The organism is Parabacteroides caecihominis (assembly GCF_023656785.1).
GTDB lineage: Bacteria > Bacteroidota > Bacteroidia > Bacteroidales > Tannerellaceae > Parabacteroides > Parabacteroides segnis.
The window spans coordinates 22699-44171 of the sequence record NZ_JAMOKS010000043.1; the positions used below are offsets into that span (position 1 = coordinate 22699).

Here is a 21473-nt window from a genome sequence, read left to right on the forward strand (position 1 = left end):
GGTTTGTGTTATGATAGTATGACAGTTGTTTTGTGTTGAGTAATTACAAGTATCTTTAGTTAGGTTATCCTGTTTTTCTTTTAATTTCAATGAAAATATTACAGTTAATGAATATAGTATTATCTTTGCAGACCGGCTGCGCGTAGAGTACAATAGTATTTTACAGGTACATTGTATGTATACTTTTGATTCATGGAATTAAAACAAATAAATCTTTAAAAAGATGTATAGAACAAGAACATGTGGAAACTTGCGCCTGGCAGACGAAGGTCTGGTGGTTACTTTAGCCGGATGGGTGCAGAGAACTCGTAAGATGGGCGGTATGACGTTTGTCGATCTTCGTGACCGTTATGGTATAACCCAGCTGGTATTCAACCAGGAAGTAGATGCTGATCTTTGTGAAAAAGCAAACAAGCTGGGTCGTGAGTATGTGATTCAGGTAACAGGAACTGTCAGAGAACGTTCCAGCAAGAACAAAAATATTCCGACAGGGGATATCGAACTGATTGTTTCGGAACTGAATGTACTGAATGCAGCAGCAACTCCTCCTTTCACGATCGAAGATGAAACGGATGGCGGAGATGACCTGCGTATGAAATACCGTTACCTGGATTTGCGCCGTAATGCCGTTCGTAAGAATCTGGAACTGCGCCACCGCATGGCTTTCGAAGTTCGTAACTATCTGGATAAACAGGGATTCCTGGAAGTGGAAACTCCGGTGTTGGTAAATTCAACTCCCGAAGGTGCCCGCGACTTCGTTGTTCCTTCACGTATGAATCCGGGACAGTTCTATGCATTACCGCAGTCACCGCAGACCTTGAAGCAGTTGCTGATGGTTTCCGGTTTCGACCGTTATTTCCAGATCGTGAAATGTTTCCGCGACGAAGACCTGCGTGCCGACCGTCAACCGGAATTTACACAGATCGACTGCGAAATGAGTTTCGTTGAGCAGGAAGATGTACTGAATATCTTTGAAGGTATGGCAAAGCACCTGTTCAAGGTAATCCGTGGCATCGAAATTAAAGAGCCGTTCCAGCGCATGACCTGGCACGATGCAATGAAATATTATGGTAGCGACAAACCCGACCTGCGTTTCGGTATGAAGTTTGTCGAATTGATGGATATTATGAAAGGTCATGGTTTCTCTGTATTCGATGATGCTGCTTATGTTGGCGGTATCTGTGCAGAAGGGGCAGCAACCTATACACGTAAACAACTGGATGCGCTGACTGAATTCGTTAAACGTCCGCAGGTAGGAGCGAAGGGTATGGTATATGCCCGCGTAGAAGCCGATGGCAGCGTGAAGTCGAGCGTAGACAAATTCTATACACAGGAAACATTGCAACAGATGAAGGAAGCCTTCGGTGCAAAACCGGGCGACCTGATCCTGATCCTTTCAGGCGATAATGTGATGAAGACCCGCAAACAGCTTTGCGAATTGCGTCTTGAAGTGGCAAGTCAGTTGGGATTGCGCGATAAGAACAAGTTTGCTTGCCTGTGGGTGGTTGACTTCCCTCTGTTCGAGTGGAGCGAAGAAGATCAGCGTTTCTATGCTATGCACCATCCATTCACCTCTCCGAAGCCGGAAGATATTCCGTTGCTGGATAGCGATACGGGTGCCGTACGTGCTAATGCTTACGATATGGTTATCAATGGTGTTGAAGTGGGTGGAGGTTCTATCCGTATCCATGACAGCAAATTGCAGGATAAGATGTTCCAGTTGTTGGGATTCACCGAAGAAAGAGCACAGTCTCAGTTCGGCTTCCTGATGAATGCTTTCAAGTATGGTGCGCCGCCTCACGGAGGTCTGGCTTATGGTCTGGACCGTTGGGTGTCTTTATTTGCCGGTCTCGATTCAATCCGCGACTGTATCGCTTTCCCGAAAAACAATTCAGGCCGCGATGTCATGCTCGATGCTCCGTCTGTAATCGACGACGTGCAGCTGGATGAATTGTGTCTGAAGATAAATAATGAGCAAATATGAAAATGTGCCAATGTGCCAATGAAGAAGGTAACCTCATAATTGGCACATTGGCATTTTGGCAAATTGATAAATTATTGTTATGATACGGATAAAGGATGTTCTGAAAGAATTGGAGCAATACGCTCCGTTGCCATTGCAGGAAAGCTTTGATAATGCTGGTGTACAGGTAGGTGATGTGAACCAGCTTGCCACCGGTGCGCTTCTTTGCCTGGACGTTACCGAGGAGGTGGTCGACGAGGCGATAGAAACGGGGTGTAACCTGATTATTTCACATCATCCTTTAGCCTTTAAAGCATTCAAGTCGTTGACCGGTTCCACTTATATCGAGCGGTGTATGATAAAGGCATGCAAATATGATCTGGTGATCTATGCAGCCCATACCAATCTCGATAATGCTGCCGGAGGCGTTAACTTCCGTTTGGCGGAACTGATCGGACTGGAAAATGTACGTGTGCTGAGTCCTCAGAAGGGAGCCTTGCTGAAACTGGTTACTTTCGTGCCCGAGGTGTATGCGGAGTTGGTACGGACTACCTTGTTCAATGCCGGTGCCGGTACTGTTGGTGCTTACGATTCATGTAGTTTCAATCTGGCAGGTAAGGGAACTTTCCGTGCCGGAGAGGGTACAAATCCGTTTTGTGGTGAAGTGGGAGAGTTGCATGTGGAGCGCGAAATTCGCATCGAAACGATATTACCCGCTTTTCGTAAATCGACGATTACCCGCGCCCTACTTTCGGTCCATCCGTACGAAGAACCAGTGTTCGATTTCTATCCTTTGAATAATACCTGGGATCAGGTTGGTTCGGGGGTAGTGGGAGAGTTGCCCGAAGAAGAGGACGAGTTGGTTTTTCTGCAACGGATAAAAGACCTCTTTCAGGTCGGTTGCGTGAAGCATTCGGCCTTTACAGGCAAGCCGATACGTGAAGTTGCCTTGTGTGGCGGCAGTGGTGCATTCCTGATAAAAGATGCGATAGCCTACGGTGCGGATGTGTTCATTACAGGTGAGGCCAAATACAATGACTTTTATGATGTAGAGGATCGTATTCTGCTGGCTGTAATAGGTCATTATGAATCCGAAGTATGTACAAAAGATATCTTTTATAACATAATATCGAAAAAATTCCCTACCTTTGCCGTACATTTTTCGAATGTTAATTCAAACCCGGTAAAATATTTATAGAATGGCTACAGATAAACAATCAGCTGAAAAAGAGTATACAGTTGAAGAAAAGCTTTCTACGCTTTATCAACTTCAGACGATGATGACTGAAATTGATAAGATCAAAACGCTTCGTGGAGAGCTTCCCCTGGAAGTTCAGGACCTGGAAGATGAGATTGCAGGATTGGAAACCCGTCTTCAGAACTATCAGTCGGAGATCCAGGATTATGAGAGTGCTGTTGTTGAACAGAAACACAGAATTACAGAATCTACCGGACTGATCGAGAGATATAAATCGCAACTGGATAACGTGCGCAACAACCGCGAATTTGATAACCTGTCAAAGGAAATCGAATTCCAGGGACTTGAAATCGAATTTTCTGAAAAGAAGATCCGCGAATTCGGCGAAGCGATTAACCATAAGAAAGAAGAGATTGCCCAGCTTTCCGAAAGATTGGACGGCCGTAAGGCTGACCTGGTTCAGAAAAAAAGCGAACTGGAAGAAATCATTTCTGAAACAAAGCAGGAAGAAGAAAGACTGCGCGAAAAGGCTAAAAAACTGGAAACAACAATCGAACCCCGTTTGCTGACTGCATTCAAGCGTATCCGTAAAGGTGCCCGCAACGGTTTGGCTGTCGTTTATATCCAGCGTGATGCCTGCGGTGGTTGCTTCAACAAGATTCCGCCTCAGAAACAGATGGATATCAAGTTGCGTAAGAAAGTGATCGTTTGCGAATATTGCGGACGTATCATGATCGACCCGGAACTGGCAGGTATAGAAGATTAAAATTGCATATATAATTTTTAAGGCACGGATTACACGGATTAACACGGTTCTTATTTGATTAGACTGTGGAATCTGTGTAATCCGTGCCTGATTTTTTTGTACCAATGAGAAATATTGTCCGTGCATACATAGAGAAACAACAGTTGCTGTCCGGTGACGGGCCTGTGCTGGTTGGTTTGAGCGGGGGAGCCGATTCGGTTGCCTTGCTTGCTTTGCTTGTGCAGCTCGATTATCCTTGTGTCGCCCTGCATTGTAATTTTCATCTGCGCGGCGACGAGTCTGTCCGCGATGAACAGTTTGCCCGGGAGATGGCATGTACACTGGATGTTCCTTTCTATAAAATAGATTTTGATACAACGGCTTATGGAGCCGAACATCATCTTTCTATCGAGATGGCGGCCCGAGAACTGCGTTATAACTGGTTTGAAGAGATGAGGCTGCGTTTGGGTGCACAAGCGATTGCCGTGGCCCATCATCGCGACGACAGTGTGGAAACCGTATTGATGAACCTGGTCCGTGGCACAGGAATCCGTGGGTTGGGAGGGATCCGGCCTAAAAATGGTTATGTGGTGCGTCCTTTGCTGGCTGTCAGCCGTAGCGAGATACTGGATTGGCTTGTTGAACAGCGGCTATCTTATGTAACCGACAGCACGAACTTGTCGGATGCCTATACACGTAACTTTATCCGTCTGCGTGTACTTCCTTTGCTGGAAGAGTTGAATCCTTCCGTAAAAGCTGCTATTGCGCGTACAGCCGATCATCTGGCCGAAACAGAGGCAATCTATCTGCATGTGGTGGAAAAGGCGCGCCGGGAATTGTTGGAAGAAGATTTCCGTATCCCGATTGCCCGCCTGATGGAGTATCCTTCGCCGGCAACGATCCTGTATGAATTGCTGAAACCTTACGGTTTTACCCGGCAGGTGGCCGACGATGTGTTCCGTTCGCTAACGGGAGAATCGGGCAAAATGTTTTACTCACCCGACTATCGTTTGCTGAAAGACCGTGAATATCTGCTGCTTTCGCCTGTAAAGAAAGAAGAAGAGCAGGAATATACTTTTACTGCGGATGATATCGTAGAAGAGATCTGGCGGGGTCCGGTTGAACTTTCTTTCTTTAAATCTGTTATTACTACTGACTTCTGTTTCCGGAAGGATAAACATATCGCCTATTTTGATTACGACAAACTCTCGTTTCCTCTGACACTTCGTAAATGGAAAGAAGGTGATTGGTTTATTCCCTTTGGAATGAAAGGCCGTAAGAAACTGAGCGATTATTTCTCAGATCATAAATTCAGCCGCATGGACAAAGAGCAGACATGGCTCCTTTGTAGCGGTGAAAACATCCTCTGGATTGTGGGAGAGCGCTCTGACAATCGTTATTGTATCGACAAAACGACTAAGAGTGTGCTGGTTGTGAATTTTTTTTCGACAAAAATAATAGAATAATTAAAAATGTTCTTACATTTGCAAAGATTTGCTCCGCAGATGTGTTACTAATGATTCAAATTAGCTAAACAATCCGGTTTTACATTGAAATTTTTATTATCAAAAACTATTAAGATACAATGATAGCGGAAGGCACGTATTGTACAATCTTTTATCGTGCGCCGTTTTTATTACTCACTTCTCAATATGCAGAAATATAACATTCTAGAACTAAATGAAAAACTCCTTCCTGAATTGCAGAGTATAGCGGAAGAGTTGGGAATTAAGAAAATAAGTTCTTTGAAAAAAGAAGAACTTGTTTATCGCATTCTTGATGAACAGGCTATCTCATACGCAGGTCTACAGGCAGAAAAGGAGAAAGAAAAAGAAGCTAAGAAGGCTGAAAAGCAGACAAAAGCAAAGAAACCTTCTAAAACGGCTGCTGCAAAAGCACCGAAGGCTGAAAGCAAACCGAAAGTTGCAAAAGCAGAAACAACCGAGGTTGTAGCCCCTAAAGCCACACAACCCGTTGAAGAAAAGCAGGCAGCTGTAGTTGCAGAAAAAAAGGAACAACCTGAGCGTAAGAAAAGAGTACGTATTGAAAAGAAGGAAAAAGTAGCTGGTGCAGTTGCTCCGGCTAATCAGACGGACGAAGTGAAAGTTTCGAAAACTCCTCAGACTGTCACTACGGAAGTAGCTGTAGAAAAGCCCTTATTACCTCCGGTTGTAGTTGAAGGCGCTCCCGAAGAGTTGCCGGTAGTCGAAGCGGCTCTCGTAGCTCCGGCGACTCCCGCAGAACCTGTCGTTGAAACGGCTCCTGAAGCACCGGCAGCAGAGGCTCCGGCAGCTAACGAACCTAAAAGGGTTGTGTTCAGACATCCGGACACCAAGTCGGTTCTCGACCAACTCTTCCCGTTCTCCCCTTCACCTGCCAAACAGGAAAAAGCTGCACCGCAGCAGCCTGAACCGCAGGCCGCTCCGCAACCGCAGCAACAGAACACGCCCCGTCAGAATAACAACAACAGACAGAACAACCAGAATAACAACCACAATAATCAGCGCAACAATAACAATAATAATGCATCGCAGGATAAGCAATATGAGTTTGACGGTATCCTGATCGGTACAGGCGTATTGGAAATGATGCAGGATGGTTATGGTTTTCTGCGTTCTTCCGATTATAACTACCTGACTTCACCGGACGATATTTATGTATCGCAGTCGCAGATCAAACTGTTCGGACTGAAGACTGGTGACGTGGTGGAAGGTGCTATCCGTCCGCCGAAGGAAGGTGAAAAATATTTCCCGCTGGTAAAAGTGGACAAGATCAACGGTCGTTCGCCGGAAGAAGTGCGCGACCGCGTTCCTTTCGATCATCTGACACCGCTTTTCCCGGATGAAAAATTCATGCTTACAGCACGCAAGGCTCCGAAAGTATACGACAATATCGCTGTTCGCGTAGTCGACCTGTTCTCGCCGATCGGTAAAGGACAGCGTGGTCTGATCGTAGCACAGCCTAAAACCGGTAAAACTATGTTGCTGAAAGATATCGCCAATGCGATTGCAGCAAATCACCCGGAAGTCTATATGATCATTCTGTTGATCGATGAACGTCCTGAAGAAGTAACCGATATGGCTCGTAGCGTCGATGCGGAAGTGATCGCTTCTACTTTCGATGAACCGGCAGAACGCCATGTGAAGATTGCCGAAATCGTCTTGAACAAGGCTAAACGTATGGTTGAATGCGGTCACGATGTAGTGATCCTGTTGGATTCAATTACTCGTCTGGCACGTGCTTATAACACAGTTCAGCCGGCTTCCGGTAAGGTTCTTTCCGGCGGTGTGGATGCGAACGCATTACAGAAACCGAAACGCTTCTTTGGTGCAGCCCGTAATATCGAAAACGGTGGTAGCCTGACGATTCTGGCAACAGCATTGACTGAGACTGGTTCTAAGATGGACGATGTGATTTTTGAGGAATTCAAGGGTACGGGTAATATGGAATTGCAGTTGGATCGCAAGCTGTCTAATAAGCGTATCTATCCGGCTGTTGACATTACTGCTTCAAGTACTCGCCGCGACGATTTGTTGCAGGATGAAAGTACATTGAACCGTATGTGGGTTCTTCGTAAATATCTGTCGGATATGAATTCGATCGAAGCGATGGAGTTTGTGAAGAAACGGATGGAACAGACTTATGACAATATGGAGTTCCTGGCTTCCATGAACGGATAATTCGTCAGGAATCAAAAAAATATACAGAAAGTCCCGTAGGGATTTTAATCGGCCCGGAGTTTATTAACTCCGGGTTTTTTTATGTTTATGTAGAGGGGGTATAAATAAAAACCCCAAGCTTGACTCGGGGTTACTTTCGAAAGTCTCTATAGACTGTTCTATTAGTTTGTATGCATTTCGATTAAAATATTAAGATTCTTTCCGTGGTCTTCCGCGGCGGTTGCCGTTTCTGGAGGGAGTTCCCGAACGTTTGTTTTCGAAGGATCTTCCTCCGGTGCTACCGTCTTTCCGGGGACGTCCACGTCCGCGACGCATGTTTCCGTATTTTTCAGGTTCGTATAGCGGGGTTTCGCCGAACTTCGGGTCAATGGGAATTTTATAAACTTCTTTTTCCAGGAAGTCTTCAATACGTTTGAATTGTGCCTGCTCTTCAATGCTGATGAATGTGATGGCCAATCCTTCGCCTCCGGTACCACGGGCAGTACGGCCGATGCGGTGTACATAATCTTCCGGGTCGTGGGGGATATCGTAGTTTACTACCAGTTTGATGTCGTTGATGTCGATACCGCGCGAAACAACATCGGTTGCCACCAGGATATCGATATGTCCGTTCTTGAACTCTTTCATTACCTCTTCGCGCTGCGACTGCTCCAGATCGGAGTGCATGGCTGCTACATTGAACTTCATTCGTTTCAGGGTGGAGGCGAGCTCTTTCACTTTCATTTTGGAGGAAGAGAAAATAATGACACGTTGCGGGCGACTTTGCAAGAACAGGTCTTCAAGTATCTTTAGCTTCTGAGGATCATAGCAGATATAGGCTGTCTGCATAATTGTTTCGGGAGGTCGTGAGATGGCAATTTTGACTTCTTCGGGATTCTTCAGGATTGTTTTTGCTAACGTCCGGATTTTGGGTGGCATGGTAGCCGAGAACATGATAGTCTGACAAGTGGGAGGCAGTTGTTTATATACCTGCATGATGTCGTCGTAAAATCCCATATCCAGCATACGGTCTGCTTCATCCAATACAAAATAGGAAACCTGTGAAAGATCCACCGTTCCCAGTTTCAGGTGAGACAACAAACGTCCCGGAGTGGCGATAACGATATCGGCCCCCATTTCCATACCACGCTTCTGTTGCTCCCAGGCAACTCCGTCGGTACCACCGTATACGGCCACAGCCGATACCGGAACAAAATATGTAAAACCTTCGATCTGCTGGTCTATCTGCTGGGCCAACTCGCGGGTTGGAGCCATGATAACTGCATTGACCGCATTGTCAGGATGATTGCCTTTACTTAATTGATTAATTAATGGCAGCACGTATGCTGCTGTTTTCCCTGTACCGGTTTGTGCGCAGGCAATAATATCCTTCCCTTCTAAAATAACAGGAATCGTTAATTCCTGTACAGGAGTTGTATCCTGAAAATTCATAGCGTCGAGTCCGTCCAATACGGCCTCTTCTAAATCCAATTCGTCAAATCTCATCTTCTATCATTAAATTCTCCGTAAAGGTAAATAATATTTGTCAAATTCTACAATAGTAACCCCGGCTCTTGTAATAATTGTCCTGTAAATTTCTGTAAGCATTGAAAATTGATATATCTATATAGGGGGGTACCGTAAAAAATTAATATCTTTGCCCACATTGGAAAAATAGCGAGTTATATTATGGGAACAAATGATAGCTGCAACAGCTCTCAAAAGAAAGTAACCTTAAATGAGCCGGATACTGTTCATGAGTTACTGAATACGATATTAGATCATTTGCCTTTGGGTGTGTTTGTGAAAGATCCGGAAGATCATTTCAATTATCTTTACTGGAATAAATTTATGGAAGAGATAACAGGGATCGATACTTCCCAGATCGAGGGGCACGATGACTCTGAAGTGCATTATAATGCCTTAATGTCGGTAGAGGAACGGTTGGGGATAGATAAGAGAGTCATCAGTTCAGGAAAAGAGGCCGAATTTCATGGATGGCTCAAGGCCGCTTCCGGTGAGATGAAATATCTTGAAGTAGAAAAATACCCGATTTCTTTAAGTAACGGGAAACCTCTGTTGCTGGCTTTGTGGCGTGATGCCACAGTTAAGCGTGCAATAGAAAAACGTCTCGAAGATGAGCGTGATAAAGCGGAAATGGCTGATAAGCTGAAATCAAAATATCTGGCAGACATGAGTCATGAGATCCGTACGCCGTTGAATGCAATAACCGGTTTTTCAGAAATGATGGCGTTTGCGGATACAGACGAAGAGCGTATGTCTTATTACGAGATAATCAAGGCGAATAATCAATTACTTATGCAGCTTATCAACGATATTCTGGACTTGTCGAAGATTGAGGCGGATGCGATAAAGATTAGTTATGCTCCGATCGACCTGAACGAGATGATGGATACGACCTATGCTTCCGTAAAGCCCCGTATGCCGAAAGATGTGAAGTTGATTCTGGAAAAAGGATTGGATAGCTGCACCTTTGGAACCGATTATATCCGCTTACTCCAATTAGTAAATAACCTGGTCAATAATGCGATCAAGAATACTAAAAAGGGAAGTATTACGATGGGGTATAAGGCGCTGGAAGATGGCCGGCTGAATTTTTATGTGAAGGATACCGGACAGGGGATAGCCGAGGAGCAGCTGCAAAACCTCTTTAACCGCTTTGTTAAAGTCAATGACTATGTGGAAGGTATTGGCCTGGGACTTGCTATATGCAAAGGGCTTGTTACTAAAATGGGAGGCTCGATCTGTGTAGAATCGCAACTAGGGGAAGGTTCTACTTTTTCGTTTATTCTGCCTTCACGAGAAGAATAATGTGCCAATTGGCACATTATTTATAGTAGCGTTTGTAAATCTGATCGTATAACCCGCTTTCTTTGATTTGTGACAGCCAGCTGTTCAGGCTGTCGAGCAGGATAGGGGAGTCTTTGCGTACCGCCCACGACTGGAGTTGGGTAAAGCTGATATCCGTGTCGATATCTATTTCCGGCAAATTTTCTTTAGATACGCGGGCTATTTGCTGGTCGCATACGGCATAGTCGATGTCGCCTTTGGCAACCATGATAGCCAGCTGTTCGCTGGAATAAAGTTCATCTTCCTTCACATAGATTGTATCTCCTATTTCGTGTGCCAGATTTTGCAGGCGCAGTAAGGCGGGGGAGTTTTTCGGAATATACAAGGTCTTTTGTGCCAGATCAAGCTGGTTACGGATCGGTTTGATGCCGTTATTGGCTTCTTCCGTGCGTTGCACCAATATTTGTTTATTGAAGACGATCGGATCGGTGAACAGATAGTCTTCTTTGATGTCGCTGGTGATAGGGATATTGCGGGCGATTACGTCGCATTGGTTATCGGATAATTGTTTGAAACTTTCGGCCAGACTCATCTCCAGCTGAGTCTGTACTTCCAGTCCGGATAAAGCGGCGATGGCCTGGCTCAGTTCGTATTGGAAACCTTCGATCGTATCGCCGGCTACATAATAGCCGGACTGGTTATATTCGGTAACCATCCGCAGAATACCTTCTGACTTAATTTCCGGATAATCCCTGGGTGGGACAGGTTCTTGCTTGTACGGCCATAAACGGAACATGGCTATCAGTACGCATGCCAGGAGGACAATATAGACTACCAGTAACTTCCGGGATTTCATACGGCTTAGTTATTGAATGTAACGGCAATACCCATTTTCAACACCATCGGATTCAGCGGATAGTGTGCCAGGGAGAAATAGTCCGGATTGGCAAATTTACTGCTTAGGTTGTAAGCCATAACGAAGAACCGTGCCTGTTTCAGGTGGAAGTTTACGTAGGCGTTAACCAGTGGATAATTACCGACTTTTACTTCATCCTGAACCTGGAACTGCTGTGTTGCCGGTTCGTAGTAAGGTGCATAATAAGCTGTATTATAATATACATTGGCACCTAGCTGTACGGTCAGTACTTTCGCCACTTTGACGGCCAGATACATGTTTGAATAGGCACTTAATGACGGAAGCGGGAGTACGCTTTCATCGCTGCTTAACTGCCAGCATGCTTCATTTTCCCAACCGAAAGCACGGAAGCGGAAGTCTTGTTTGATGCGTGCACTGACTACCTGTAAGTTGCTGCTATGCTGTACCGGGAATCCCTGTTTATTGAAATAGATATAATTCTGAATACTCTCCACTCCGGCTTTTAAAGTTGTTTTTGAAGATTCCAGATACACTTCACCGCCCGCATAGATTTGCTGGGTCATGTTAAAGTTGGGGTTATCCCACCAGTAATAACGGGAATGGTTATGGCGCATGTAAAAGGCTGGCGTTACATTTTTTATATAGGCGTCTGCCTTGATCACAGCATCTTTATTGAACAACTTGAAACGGGTTTGTAAATCCCCGGTAACACGGAACTCACCGACATCGCTACCAACCATACAAAGTTCTCCGCGTGCATTATAGGTCAGGATGCTACCCTGGCGTTTGGAAAGTTCGGCTCCAACGTAAGTAGAAAACTCGTCGTAAAGCTTTGCTGTAGGCAGGTTCTTCAGGTCGATATTATCAACAGAGAAGTATGGACCCCGGCCATATTCGCCATAATCGAGCCCTTCTATTCTAGGTTCCAGTTTGAACCGGCGTTTTTCGAGTCTGACGAAAGCTGTCAAACCAAACTTAACCCAGTCCTGGAAACCTTCACGCAGGGAAAGTCCGATCGTATTTTTCAGATTCCACGAAGATGTCTGGTCGTTGAGTGTAGCTCCTAACCCATAAATACGTGGGAAACGCTGGCCGTTGTCGTCGACTATATAGGACGAATCCATCAGCGCCGTATTGTCGGCGATGAACCGGCGACGGTTATCTTCATAATCGATCGTATGGATAATGCTGGATACCGGGACGAACATTTCTTTCGGATTCCCTTCTTCATCCTCTTCCTCCAACTCACGTGTGAAACCGAGGTTATAACGCTGGGTCAGGAAATACCGCTTTCCGCGAACACGGTTCCAGGCATTGGTCAGATAACGTATGTCGTACGACTTTGTGTCGGAGGGACGTCCTTCCGGGAAATATTCGTCGGGATGACTGATGGTTGAGTCGTTTGCCATTCCTCCGTTTTCGTAGTTTACGAAGTTGAAGTTGCTCAGGTAGGCATGCATTTCGTACCGATCGGTCTGGTAACTGCCGAAGAAACGGTAGCTTAACAGTTTATTACCGTTGTTTTTATAATGTCCGCGGCCATAAATATAGTCGATATCGGCACCCACATTGATCTTTTTACCGAAATTCATGGTCATGGTTCCTTTCAACTGTTCTTCTTTGTTCGTACTACCGCCGGCGGTGGTGTACAGAACGTTGGTATAAGGAATCTTTGTGTTGTAAAAATAGGCGTTTTCCGGCGTTGTGATATAGTAATCGTAGGCATCGGCGAAGATAAAATCGCGTGCTTCCTGCCGTTCGGAGAATATTTTCGTCTGTGCCGGTGCTCCCAGGTTAGCCAGATAACCGATGGCGAGCGATTTACTTTCCACCAGTGTCGAGTTGCTGAAATTCAGCTTGTTCGTGTCCAGTGGCGCCACATATGCCTCACCCAGGGAAGGGGTAAGCCGATAGGCGGTTATACGCTTTGAATTTAAGGCGGCACTATCCGCTACCAGCAGACTGTCCGGTATATCTTTCTGAGAAGAAGTCAGGTTTGACAAGGAGAAGCCGCCACGTTTTCCTCCACCTTTCTGATCTGCCCTGCTGGCTCCACGTTGGGCCTGAACGGTTGTGGCAGATACTATCAGCAATAATAATATGTATAAGCAATGCTTCATGGGTTGCAAAGATAAAACAAAAGGGCATTTCTACGAAAGAAACGCCCTTCTTTATATTCTTTTTGCAAGATTACATTTTCTGTATAATTTCCATCCCCTTCTTAATGGCGGCTTCGTTCATCGGGATTAACTTGTGGTGACGTTCGGGCAGGGACTTCTTCAGACCCAGCAATACGTTTTCAAGTTTCACCATCGGAACGATCTTCAGCAGACCACCCAGGATAAGCATATTGAATGCTTTTTCGTTCTTCATTTCGGTAGCTGCGTCCATAGCATCCACACGATAAACGCTGATATCCGTACGTTTCACCGGAGTATGGATTCCATATCCGTCATAGATCAGGATACCACCCGGTTTTACTTTGCTTTCGAACTTGTCCATGGAAGGTTGGTTCAGGATGATCGCGATATCGTATTCGTTCAGGATCGGAGAACTGATCGGGTCGTCGCTCAGGATAACGGTCACGTTAGCCGTACCGCCACGCTGTTCAGGCCCGTATGAAGGCATCCAGCTAACCTCTTTGCCTTCCATCAGTCCGGAATAAGCAAGTATCTTACCCATCGACAGAACACCTTGTCCACCAAAGCCTGCTATAATTATTTCTTGTTTCATGTCGTTTTTGTATTTACTTATTCTTTATTTTTTAGATCCCCCAGCGGATAGAACGGGAACATGTTTTCCTCCATCCATTTGTTTGCTTTTTCAGGTGTCATCTTCCAGCCGGATGAACAGGTGGAAACGAATTCGACAACTGACGTGCCTTTGCCTGCCATAGAGTTTTCGAAGGCTTTACGAAGCATTTTCTTGGCTTTACGAACGGCGGCGGCTGTCTGTACGCTCTGGCGGGTAACCAGGCAGGTTCCTTCCAGCTGAGCCAGCAGATCACCGATCTTCAATGGGTAACCGTTCAAGGCGATGTTACGTCCGTACGGGCAAGTGGCTGTCGGCATACCTTCCAGTGTGGTAGGAGCCATCTGGCCGCCGGTCATACCATAGATGGCATTGTTCACGAATACGATCACAATGTTCTCACCGCGGTTGGCTGCATGGATGGTTTCGGCTGTACCGATAGCGGCCAGGTCGCCGTCACCCTGATAGGTGAAGACCATCTTTTCCGGATTCAGACGTTTGATGGCTGTTGCAATCGCCGGAGCACGTCCGTGAGCTGCTTCTTCCCAGTCTATATCCAGATAGTTATATGCGAAAACGGCGCAACCCACCGGGGAGACACCGATTGTTTTTTCTTCCATTCCCATTTCGGCGATCACTTCGGCGATCAGCTTATGTATCACACCGTGGCTGCAACCGGGACAGTAGTGCATGGGATTGTCGTTCATCAATTCCGGTTTTGTATAGACCAGATTCTCCGGTTTAATTATTTCGTTGAGTTCCATAATTGTTACTAAATTAACTAATAAATCTCAGTAGATATTGAACAAGTCTGAAGCATATGGCTGCTCCGCCGCAATAGAGAAATACGTGACGGTCGTCGACGGCAAAGTAGCAGATGATCGCTGCTGCCGCCAATACCATGAACAGGATTGTCAATATGCTATCTATTTTACTTCCGCGTGTCATACGAATCAGAATAATTTCTCTTTCAGCGCGTTCAGTACTTCATCCGGAGTGAACACGATACCACCCAGGCGGCCGAAGTGTTCAACTTTTACTTTTCCGTTTACAGCCAGGCGGATATCTTCCACCATCTGGCCGGCATTCAGTTCGACGGAAAGCATGCCTTTTACCTTCTCGGCATAATCGGCAATGGCTTTTTTCGGGAACGGCCACAGCGTGATCGGGCGCAACAGGCCGAGTTTGATACCTTCAGCACGTGCGATCTCTACTACTTTCTGACAGATACGTGCGGAAGAACCGAAGGCAACCAGCAGATATTCCGCATCGTCGCAATGGAACTCTTCGTAGCGTACTTCGTTTTCTTCAATCTTACGGTATTTAGCCTGGAAGCGGAGGTTGTTCTCTTCCATTTTGGCCGGGTCGAGCTCCAGTGAAGTGATCACGTTCGCTTTGCGGCTTTTCAGTTTGCCCTGTGCGGCCCACGGACATTCGGCGATGATTTCAGCTTCTGTCTTACGCGGACGGAAAGGAGGCATCACTACTTTTTCCATCATCTGGCCGATGATACCGTCGGCAAGGATAATAGCCGGATTGCAATATTTGAAGGCAAGGTCGAAACCCAGTCCGACAAAGTCTGCCATCTCCTGTACGGAAGAAGGGGCCAGGGTAATCAGGCGATAGTCGCCGTGTCCGCCACCTTTCACAGTCTGGAAATAGTCTGCCTGGCTCGGCTGGATTGTTCCCAGGCCGGGACCGCCACGCATGACGTTTACAATCAGACAAGGAAGTTCCGCCCCTGCAATATAGGAAACACCTTCCTGTTTCAGGCTGACGCCAGGGCTGGAAGATGAAGTCAATACACGTTTACCTGTTCCGGCACCGCCATACACCATATTGATCGCTGCTACTTCGCTTTCAGCTTGCAGTACTACCATACCGGTAGTTTCCCAAGGCATTTCAGCCATCAGGGTTTCCAGGATCTCCGATTGCGGAGTGATAGGGTATCCGAAGTATCCGTCGGCACCGTAGCGGATAGCTGCGTGGGCGATGGCTTCGTTCCCTTTCATTAATTTTATCTCTTCTGCCATATCTGTTTTATATTTTTACTTTGTAGATGGTTAAACAGCCGTCGGGACAAACCAATCCGCAACTGGCGCAACCGATGCAAGCATCCGGGTTTTTCATGTACACATAATGGTACCCTTTGTTGTTCACTTCACGCGGGTGTAATTCCAGAACATCGCTGGGGCAGGCAACCACACATAAGTTGCACCCTTTGCAGCGTTCCTGGTTTACAACGACCGCTCCTTTTATTTTTGCCATAGTATAACTAATTATGTTTTATGTCGTGTAGGTCGGCAAAGTTAAGAACTAATGTTGTAAAAACAAGGATTGTTTTGTTTTTTAATAGTCGTTAGCCTCTATTGATGACAGATAGCCAATGATAAGCAATGGCTGTCTGTCAAATTTCATCTGTAGACAGTCCGTAACGCTTCATTTTGTTAAACAACGTTTTCCGGCTGATAGCAAGAGCCTCGGCTGTCAGTGTCCGGTTGAAGTTGTGTTTCTTTAGGGCTTCCAGAATCAGTTCCTTTTCCATTTGCGCATTGATTTCGCGGATGCTTCCTCCGCTTCCGGCGATGGTTGCTTCTTCCGTCGAATCATATCCTTTTACCCGGTCGGGCAAATGTTCGGGGCGGATCGTACCGTCCGTGCATAAGATCATCGCGCTTTGCAGGGCATTCTCCAGGTCACGCACATTGCCGGGCCAGTCGTAGGAGGAGAGTAGCTTTACCGCTTCGGGAGTGATAGATTGCACATCGAGGCTCAACGCCTGGTTGTGTTTCCGTATAAAGAAATTAGCCAGCAAGGGAATATCTTCTTTCCTTTCCCTGAGCGGGGGAAGGATCAGGGTAAATACATTCAGACGATACAACAGGTCGAGACGGAAATGTCCGCCTTTTACTTCATCGTCCAGATTACGGTTGGTGGCGGCTACGATACGCACATCTACCGGTATTGCCTTCTTTCCGCCGATTCGGGTGATCTTCCGCTCTTCCAGCACACGGAGCAATTTAACCTGTGCATCCAGGGGAAGTTCTCCCACTTCGTCGAGAAACAATGTCCCGCCGTTTGCCCGTTCGAAGGTGCCAGCCTTTGCTTCTTTGGCATCGGTAAAGGCACCGCGTTCATGGCCGAATAGTTCGCTTTCCATCAATGTCAGGGGAATGGCACCGCAGTTGATCGCAACGAAAGGGCCGTTCGCCCGCAGGCTGTTGTGGTGGACGGCACGTGCGATCAGTTCTTTTCCCGTACCGCTCTCGCCGTGGATCAGGACGGTCGCATTGGTTTCCGCTACCCTCAGGACCTGTGCCATCACTTGTTTCAGTCCTGTGTTCTCGCCGATCACGTTACTTCGTTTTTCCCCCAGTGTCTTTTTCAGGGTGGAGATTTCACCTTTCATGCGGCTGTGTTCGACGGCACGTTTGACGGTGAGTAATAATTTATCGTTGTCGAAAGGCTTTTCTATAAAGTCGTAAGCCCCTTTCTTCACAGCGTCGACGGCGAGGGAGATGGAACCGAAGGCGGTTACAAAAAGGACAACCTGGGTCGGGGAGATATGCCTGATCTCCTCCAATGCTTCCACACCGGTCAGTACCGGCATCTGCTGGTCCAGCAGAATAACGTCGGGCTGGAAGGAGAGGAGAGCCTCTACCGCCTCCCGTCCGTTTTCGACGGGCATTACATCATATCCTTCATCGGCCAGCAAACGGGCGATCATCTTGCGGATGCGCGGCTCGTCGTCGGCTACTACTATTTTTGCTTTCATATGCGTTGCGGTAATTTTATATTCATACAAGTGCCCTTGTCCGGCACGCTTTTTACTTCGATCTCGCCTTCATGGCGGTTGATGATACCGTAGCAGATGGCGAGCCCGAGTCCGGTTCCTTCTTCCTTGGTCGTGAAGAAGGGGTTGAATACATTCTCGATGTTCTTCTGTTCGATCCCCTTGCCGCTATCCTCGAACGAGATGATCAGGTAACGGGAATGGGTATTGATGGGAGTTCCCTTTTCTATACTTATTATTAATGTACGCGAGCGTTCCGGTGGATTCTTTCCCATCGCTTCGACGGCATTCAGGATGATATTCAGGAAAACCTGTTTCAGCTGTTCCGCATCCCCCTGGATGGTCGTGTTGTCGGTGAAATATTCAAACTCCACCTCTACGTTTTGTTTGCGTAATGTATTGGTCACCAGCAGAAGCGTCTGGTTGATCAGCTGTTCGATATTTATATCGGACGTGTTCAGGTCGGACGGACGGGCGAAAGACAACAGACCTTGTACGATCTTGTTGATACGTTCCACTTCCGAGATCAGCTCCGTCACCATTTCGCTTTTTACAGGGTCGGCGCTGAAGTCTTTGCTCAGATATTGTATCGTGCTCCGGATGGCTGTCAGCGGGTTACGTATCTCATGGGCCGCCCCGGCTGCCAGTTCGCCGAGTGTTGCCAGGCGGTCGGTACGGTACATCTTTTTCAGACGTTCGGTCTGCTGCTCGTAAAGCGAAGCATGTTCGATGGCGAATGTAGCCTGGTTGATCAGGATGGAAAGCAGGTTCAGTTCCTGTTCGGTGAATGGGGCGCCATCGGTTTTCATCCCTAAAAAGATCGTACCGTTGATCTGGTTCATGATCTTGAGGGGGAAGATCAGTTCGGCACCCAGTTGCCTGATTATTTCCTGTTCTTCGGGAGGGAAATAGGAGACGATATCCGGATGCCTGGAGATGATCAGGTGCTTTTCGTTGACAGACAGCCAGCTGATCAGCCGGCTGCGGTTGGTCAGCGTCACAGGCTTGTTCTTCGCTTCGTTCTGCTGTTTGAATTTGCCTGTGTTTTCATCCAGCAGGAAGATATAAACACTTTCTACCGGGCATATTTGCTTTACCTTGGCAACGATATTGCCGATCAGCAGTGACTTGTCGACGATCAGAGTGAGCGACCGGTTAAACTCCGAGAGCAGCTGCTCCAGGTTCGGTTGCCTGGGTTGTTCGTCCTTCTTGAATAGTGGCATACTTTTTCTTGATCTTTGTGCAAAAGTACGCAAAATCGTATTAATTGAAACAATCGAACTTCGGTTTATCTCCCATCTCGAGCAACAATGTCCCTCCGGATACGATGGCAGCGAATGGTATTCGGGGCTGTTTCAGTTCTTTTCCGTTCAGATAAGCCTTTTGGATATAGATGTTTTCTTTTGAGTTGTTGCGGGCTTCGATCGTGAAAGTCTTCCCTTTATAATAACCGGGGTCCAGACGGATCGTTATTTTGTTGAATAGCGGGCTGCTCAGTTCCAGTTCCGGCTTCAGGGAAACTCCTCCGTTCATTTCAAACAGACCCAGTGCGCTCATCACGTACCAACCGCCCATCTGCCCTTCATCCTCGTCGCCTTCCCAACCATGATAAGGGGTTGAGCCGTAGAAACTGTCCAGGATGGCACGCGACCATTTCTGGGCCAGCCAGGGTTTACCGGAATAGTTGAACAGGAACGGGGTACACATATTTACTTCGTTTCCCTGATTGATGTAAAACTCAGCCGACTGTCCTGTGGTACGGTCGAATACATGGGCGGCAAACTTATGCTTTTCCGACTTGATAAATCCCTCTTCCAGCCGGCTGTTGAAGAGGTCTTTCCCCAGGAAGTCTACCAGTCCGGGAATATCGTGCGGCACGTACCAGGAGTATTGCCAGCTGTTGCCTTCTATAAATCCCTTATTGGAGAACACATCGAAATCCGGGTCCCAGTTACCCAGGCTGTCACGTCGCATGACGAACTTTTTCTCCGGGTGGAATACGTTCTTATAATTCATGGAACGTGCCAGCAGCGCTTTTCCTTCTTTTTTCTTTCCAAGTGCCAGGGCCAGTTGGGAGACGCACCAGTCGTCGTACGCATAATCGAGCGTTTTGGAAACCACTCCCTTTTCCATCGGCATATACCCTTGTTTGATATAAACGTCCAGCAGAGGGTTGCCGCAGCTGCCTCCGCAGGGATGGTCGATACCTGTTTCCGTGACGTTTTTCAGCACGGCTTCATAGATCGCTTCGCCGTCTTTGCGTATGCCTTTTTGATAGGCGGCAACCATCAGGGCTGTTTCGTGCGAACCTTCCATGATGCCGGAATATTCCAGTCCGGCCGGCCCTTTGCTTGTCCATCCGGTATGTTTGAACATTTCCAGCTGGGTGGTTACCCAATCGTCCACGATGCGGGGGGAGATGATCGACCAGAGGCCGTTTAGATTCCAGAAACTGTTCCAGAAGGCATCGCCGCCATACATATTCCCGTGATCCAGTTGTTGTATGTTTTCACAAGCGTCTCTATATTGGCCGTTCACATCGTTCCATGTTTGTTTGCCGGCATAGGCACGGTACAGGTTGGTGTAGAATTTCGTTTTGTCCACTTCGTTCGTTCCTTCTATTTCTATTCTGCCGAGCAGTTCGTTCCATTTGTTGCGGGTCTGGGCGACTACCTGGTCGAAGTCATACTGCAAGGGGGCGAGTTCCGTGTCCATATTCAGCCGTGCCTGTTCGACACTTACCAGCGATAAACCGGTTGAGACGGTTATGCTTTCTCCTTCGGTTGTGGAATAGATTGCGTAGGCTCCGATATCGTTCTTGCCGGCAATGGATTGTATGTCGTCTTTTTCTACCCCTTCGTTCCATCCGTTCAGTTGCGAGAAAGGTTTGCTGAAGCGGATGACGAAATGCAGTTTGTAGTTGTTCCAGTTACTCCACGGACCGGACTGGCAGTCGGCATATCCTTCGAGTTCGGTATTGCTGACTTTGGTGATGCAGGCATCTTTCACATTGAAGCCATAGTCCCATTCGGTCGGGAATAGGAGGTCTATCAGTATCCTGGATTCTTTTCTTTCGGGAAAAGTGTATCGGTGAATGCCGCAACGGGTGGTGGCCGATAGTTCCGCTTTTACCTCATGGTCGTATAAATAGACGGAATAGTAACCGGGTGAGGCCTTTTCCGTTTCTTTCAGTATGCGTGAATGATAGCCGGCGTTTGCTCCTTTATAAGGAGAATCGGCTGAAGGGTTTGTCAGGGCCAGGTCGGCTGTGGTCGGCATGATCATCAGGCCACCCATCGTCCAGGCATGTAGATGGCTGAAACCGGAAACGCTGTTGATGGCGTATTCGTATCCTCCCATCCAGACATTCCCCTGGTTATCCGGTCCGAGTTGTACCATGCCGAACGGTTCTTGTGCGTAAGGCCCCAACATCCACCGGGAGTTGGAAGTACCGATAAACATATCCACATAATCGACGGGTTCTTTCGGTTTTGCCGAAATGAGGGTGAAAGGGAGAGACAGGAGAATTAAGATGTAACTGCGTATTTGTCTGCTATTCATGGTGTTGATCTATTAATTATTGTAAGGCAAAGATATGTGTTTTCTTCTGTGCGGGTATATAACTTTCTGCTGATTCGGTTGCATTATCTTATGATGGCGTGCAATTGGGTAAAAT

Annotated in this window: 17 protein-coding genes; 6 read left to right on the forward strand and 11 right to left on the reverse strand. The window is 47.0% G+C overall.

Annotation, left to right across the window (positions count from 1 at the left end; translation table 11 throughout):
- Window positions 1-223: 223 nt before the first annotated feature.
- The 5 genes from aspS to rho all read left to right on the forward strand — a co-directional run bounded on the left by aspS (window position 224) and on the right by rho (window position 7586).
- Window positions 224-1984 carry an aspartate--tRNA ligase gene (aspS, locus tag NBH14_RS24830; protein WP_186961511.1) on the forward strand — a complete coding sequence of 587 codons (1761 nt, stop codon included), beginning with the start codon at window positions 224-226 and terminating at the stop codon, window positions 1982-1984.
- Between the two features lie 79 nt (window positions 1985-2063).
- On the forward strand, window positions 2064-3161 hold the full coding sequence (locus NBH14_RS24835) for a Nif3-like dinuclear metal center hexameric protein (RefSeq protein ID WP_186961512.1): 1098 nt from the start codon (window positions 2064-2066) through the stop codon (window positions 3159-3161).
- 1 nt (window position 3162) lies between these two features.
- Window positions 3163-3927 (forward strand): zinc ribbon domain-containing protein, encoded by a 765-nt coding sequence (locus NBH14_RS24840; RefSeq protein WP_128134750.1) that lies wholly within the window; start codon window positions 3163-3165, stop codon window positions 3925-3927.
- Window positions 3928-4031: 104 nt separating this feature from the next.
- Window positions 4032-5372, forward strand: coding sequence for a tRNA lysidine(34) synthetase TilS (gene tilS, locus NBH14_RS24845; RefSeq protein WP_186961513.1), 1341 nt, complete (start codon window positions 4032-4034; stop codon window positions 5370-5372).
- Window positions 5373-5558: 186 nt separating this feature from the next.
- On the forward strand, window positions 5559-7586 hold the full coding sequence (gene rho / locus NBH14_RS24850) for a transcription termination factor Rho (RefSeq protein ID WP_186961514.1): 2028 nt from the start codon (window positions 5559-5561) through the stop codon (window positions 7584-7586).
- A gap of 189 nt (window positions 7587-7775) precedes the next feature.
- Here the strand turns inward: rho and NBH14_RS24855 are convergent, their stop codons facing one another.
- Window positions 7776-9071 (reverse strand): DEAD/DEAH box helicase, encoded by a 1296-nt coding sequence (locus NBH14_RS24855; protein WP_186961515.1) that lies wholly within the window; start codon window positions 9069-9071, stop codon window positions 7776-7778.
- 183 nt (window positions 9072-9254) lie between these two features.
- Here NBH14_RS24855 and NBH14_RS24860 point away from each other — a divergent pair, with 183 nt between their 5' ends.
- A complete protein-coding gene (locus NBH14_RS24860) occupies window positions 9255-10397 on the forward strand; it encodes a PAS domain-containing sensor histidine kinase (protein WP_128134754.1) in 1143 nt (380 codons plus the stop codon).
- Between the two features lie 16 nt (window positions 10398-10413).
- Here the strand turns inward: NBH14_RS24860 and NBH14_RS24865 are convergent, their stop codons facing one another.
- The 10 genes from NBH14_RS24865 to NBH14_RS24910 all read right to left on the reverse strand — a co-directional run bounded on the left by NBH14_RS24865 (window position 10414) and on the right by NBH14_RS24910 (window position 21358).
- On the reverse strand, window positions 10414-11232 hold the full coding sequence (locus tag NBH14_RS24865; protein ID WP_128134755.1) for a transporter substrate-binding domain-containing protein: 819 nt from the start codon (window positions 11230-11232) through the stop codon (window positions 10414-10416).
- Between the two features lie 5 nt (window positions 11233-11237).
- A complete protein-coding gene (locus NBH14_RS24870; protein WP_128134756.1) occupies window positions 11238-13373 on the reverse strand; it encodes a putative porin in 2136 nt (711 codons plus the stop codon).
- Between the two features lie 70 nt (window positions 13374-13443).
- Window positions 13444-13986: a 2-oxoacid:ferredoxin oxidoreductase subunit gamma family protein gene (locus tag NBH14_RS24875; RefSeq protein ID WP_007653275.1), complete on the reverse strand. Its 543-nt coding sequence runs from the start codon at window positions 13984-13986 to the stop codon at window positions 13444-13446.
- A 17-nt stretch (window positions 13987-14003) separates the two neighbouring features.
- Window positions 14004-14768: a thiamine pyrophosphate-dependent enzyme gene (locus tag NBH14_RS24880; protein WP_007653276.1), complete on the reverse strand. Its 765-nt coding sequence runs from the start codon at window positions 14766-14768 to the stop codon at window positions 14004-14006.
- Between the two features lie 13 nt (window positions 14769-14781).
- On the reverse strand, window positions 14782-14952 hold the full coding sequence (locus tag NBH14_RS24885) for a hypothetical protein (RefSeq protein WP_186961516.1): 171 nt from the start codon (window positions 14950-14952) through the stop codon (window positions 14782-14784).
- Between the two features lie 5 nt (window positions 14953-14957).
- Complete coding sequence (locus NBH14_RS24890) at window positions 14958-16037, reverse strand: 3-methyl-2-oxobutanoate dehydrogenase subunit VorB (RefSeq protein ID WP_186961517.1); 1080 nt, start codon at window positions 16035-16037, stop codon at window positions 14958-14960.
- Window positions 16038-16044: 7 nt separating this feature from the next.
- Window positions 16045-16272 carry a 4Fe-4S dicluster domain-containing protein gene (locus tag NBH14_RS24895; protein WP_007653280.1) on the reverse strand — a complete coding sequence of 76 codons (228 nt, stop codon included), beginning with the start codon at window positions 16270-16272 and terminating at the stop codon, window positions 16045-16047.
- A gap of 139 nt (window positions 16273-16411) precedes the next feature.
- Window positions 16412-17779, reverse strand: a complete 1368-nt coding sequence (locus NBH14_RS24900; protein WP_186961518.1) for a sigma-54-dependent transcriptional regulator — start codon at window positions 17777-17779, stop codon at window positions 16412-16414.
- Window positions 17776-19020 carry a GAF domain-containing sensor histidine kinase gene (locus tag NBH14_RS24905; RefSeq protein ID WP_186961519.1) on the reverse strand — a complete coding sequence of 415 codons (1245 nt, stop codon included), beginning with the start codon at window positions 19018-19020 and terminating at the stop codon, window positions 17776-17778. The genes NBH14_RS24900 and NBH14_RS24905 overlap by 4 nt, the downstream gene beginning before the upstream one ends.
- Window positions 19021-19060: 40 nt before the next feature.
- On the reverse strand, window positions 19061-21358 hold the full coding sequence (locus NBH14_RS24910; protein WP_186961520.1) for a GH92 family glycosyl hydrolase: 2298 nt from the start codon (window positions 21356-21358) through the stop codon (window positions 19061-19063).
- Window positions 21359-21473 lie beyond the last annotated feature (115 nt).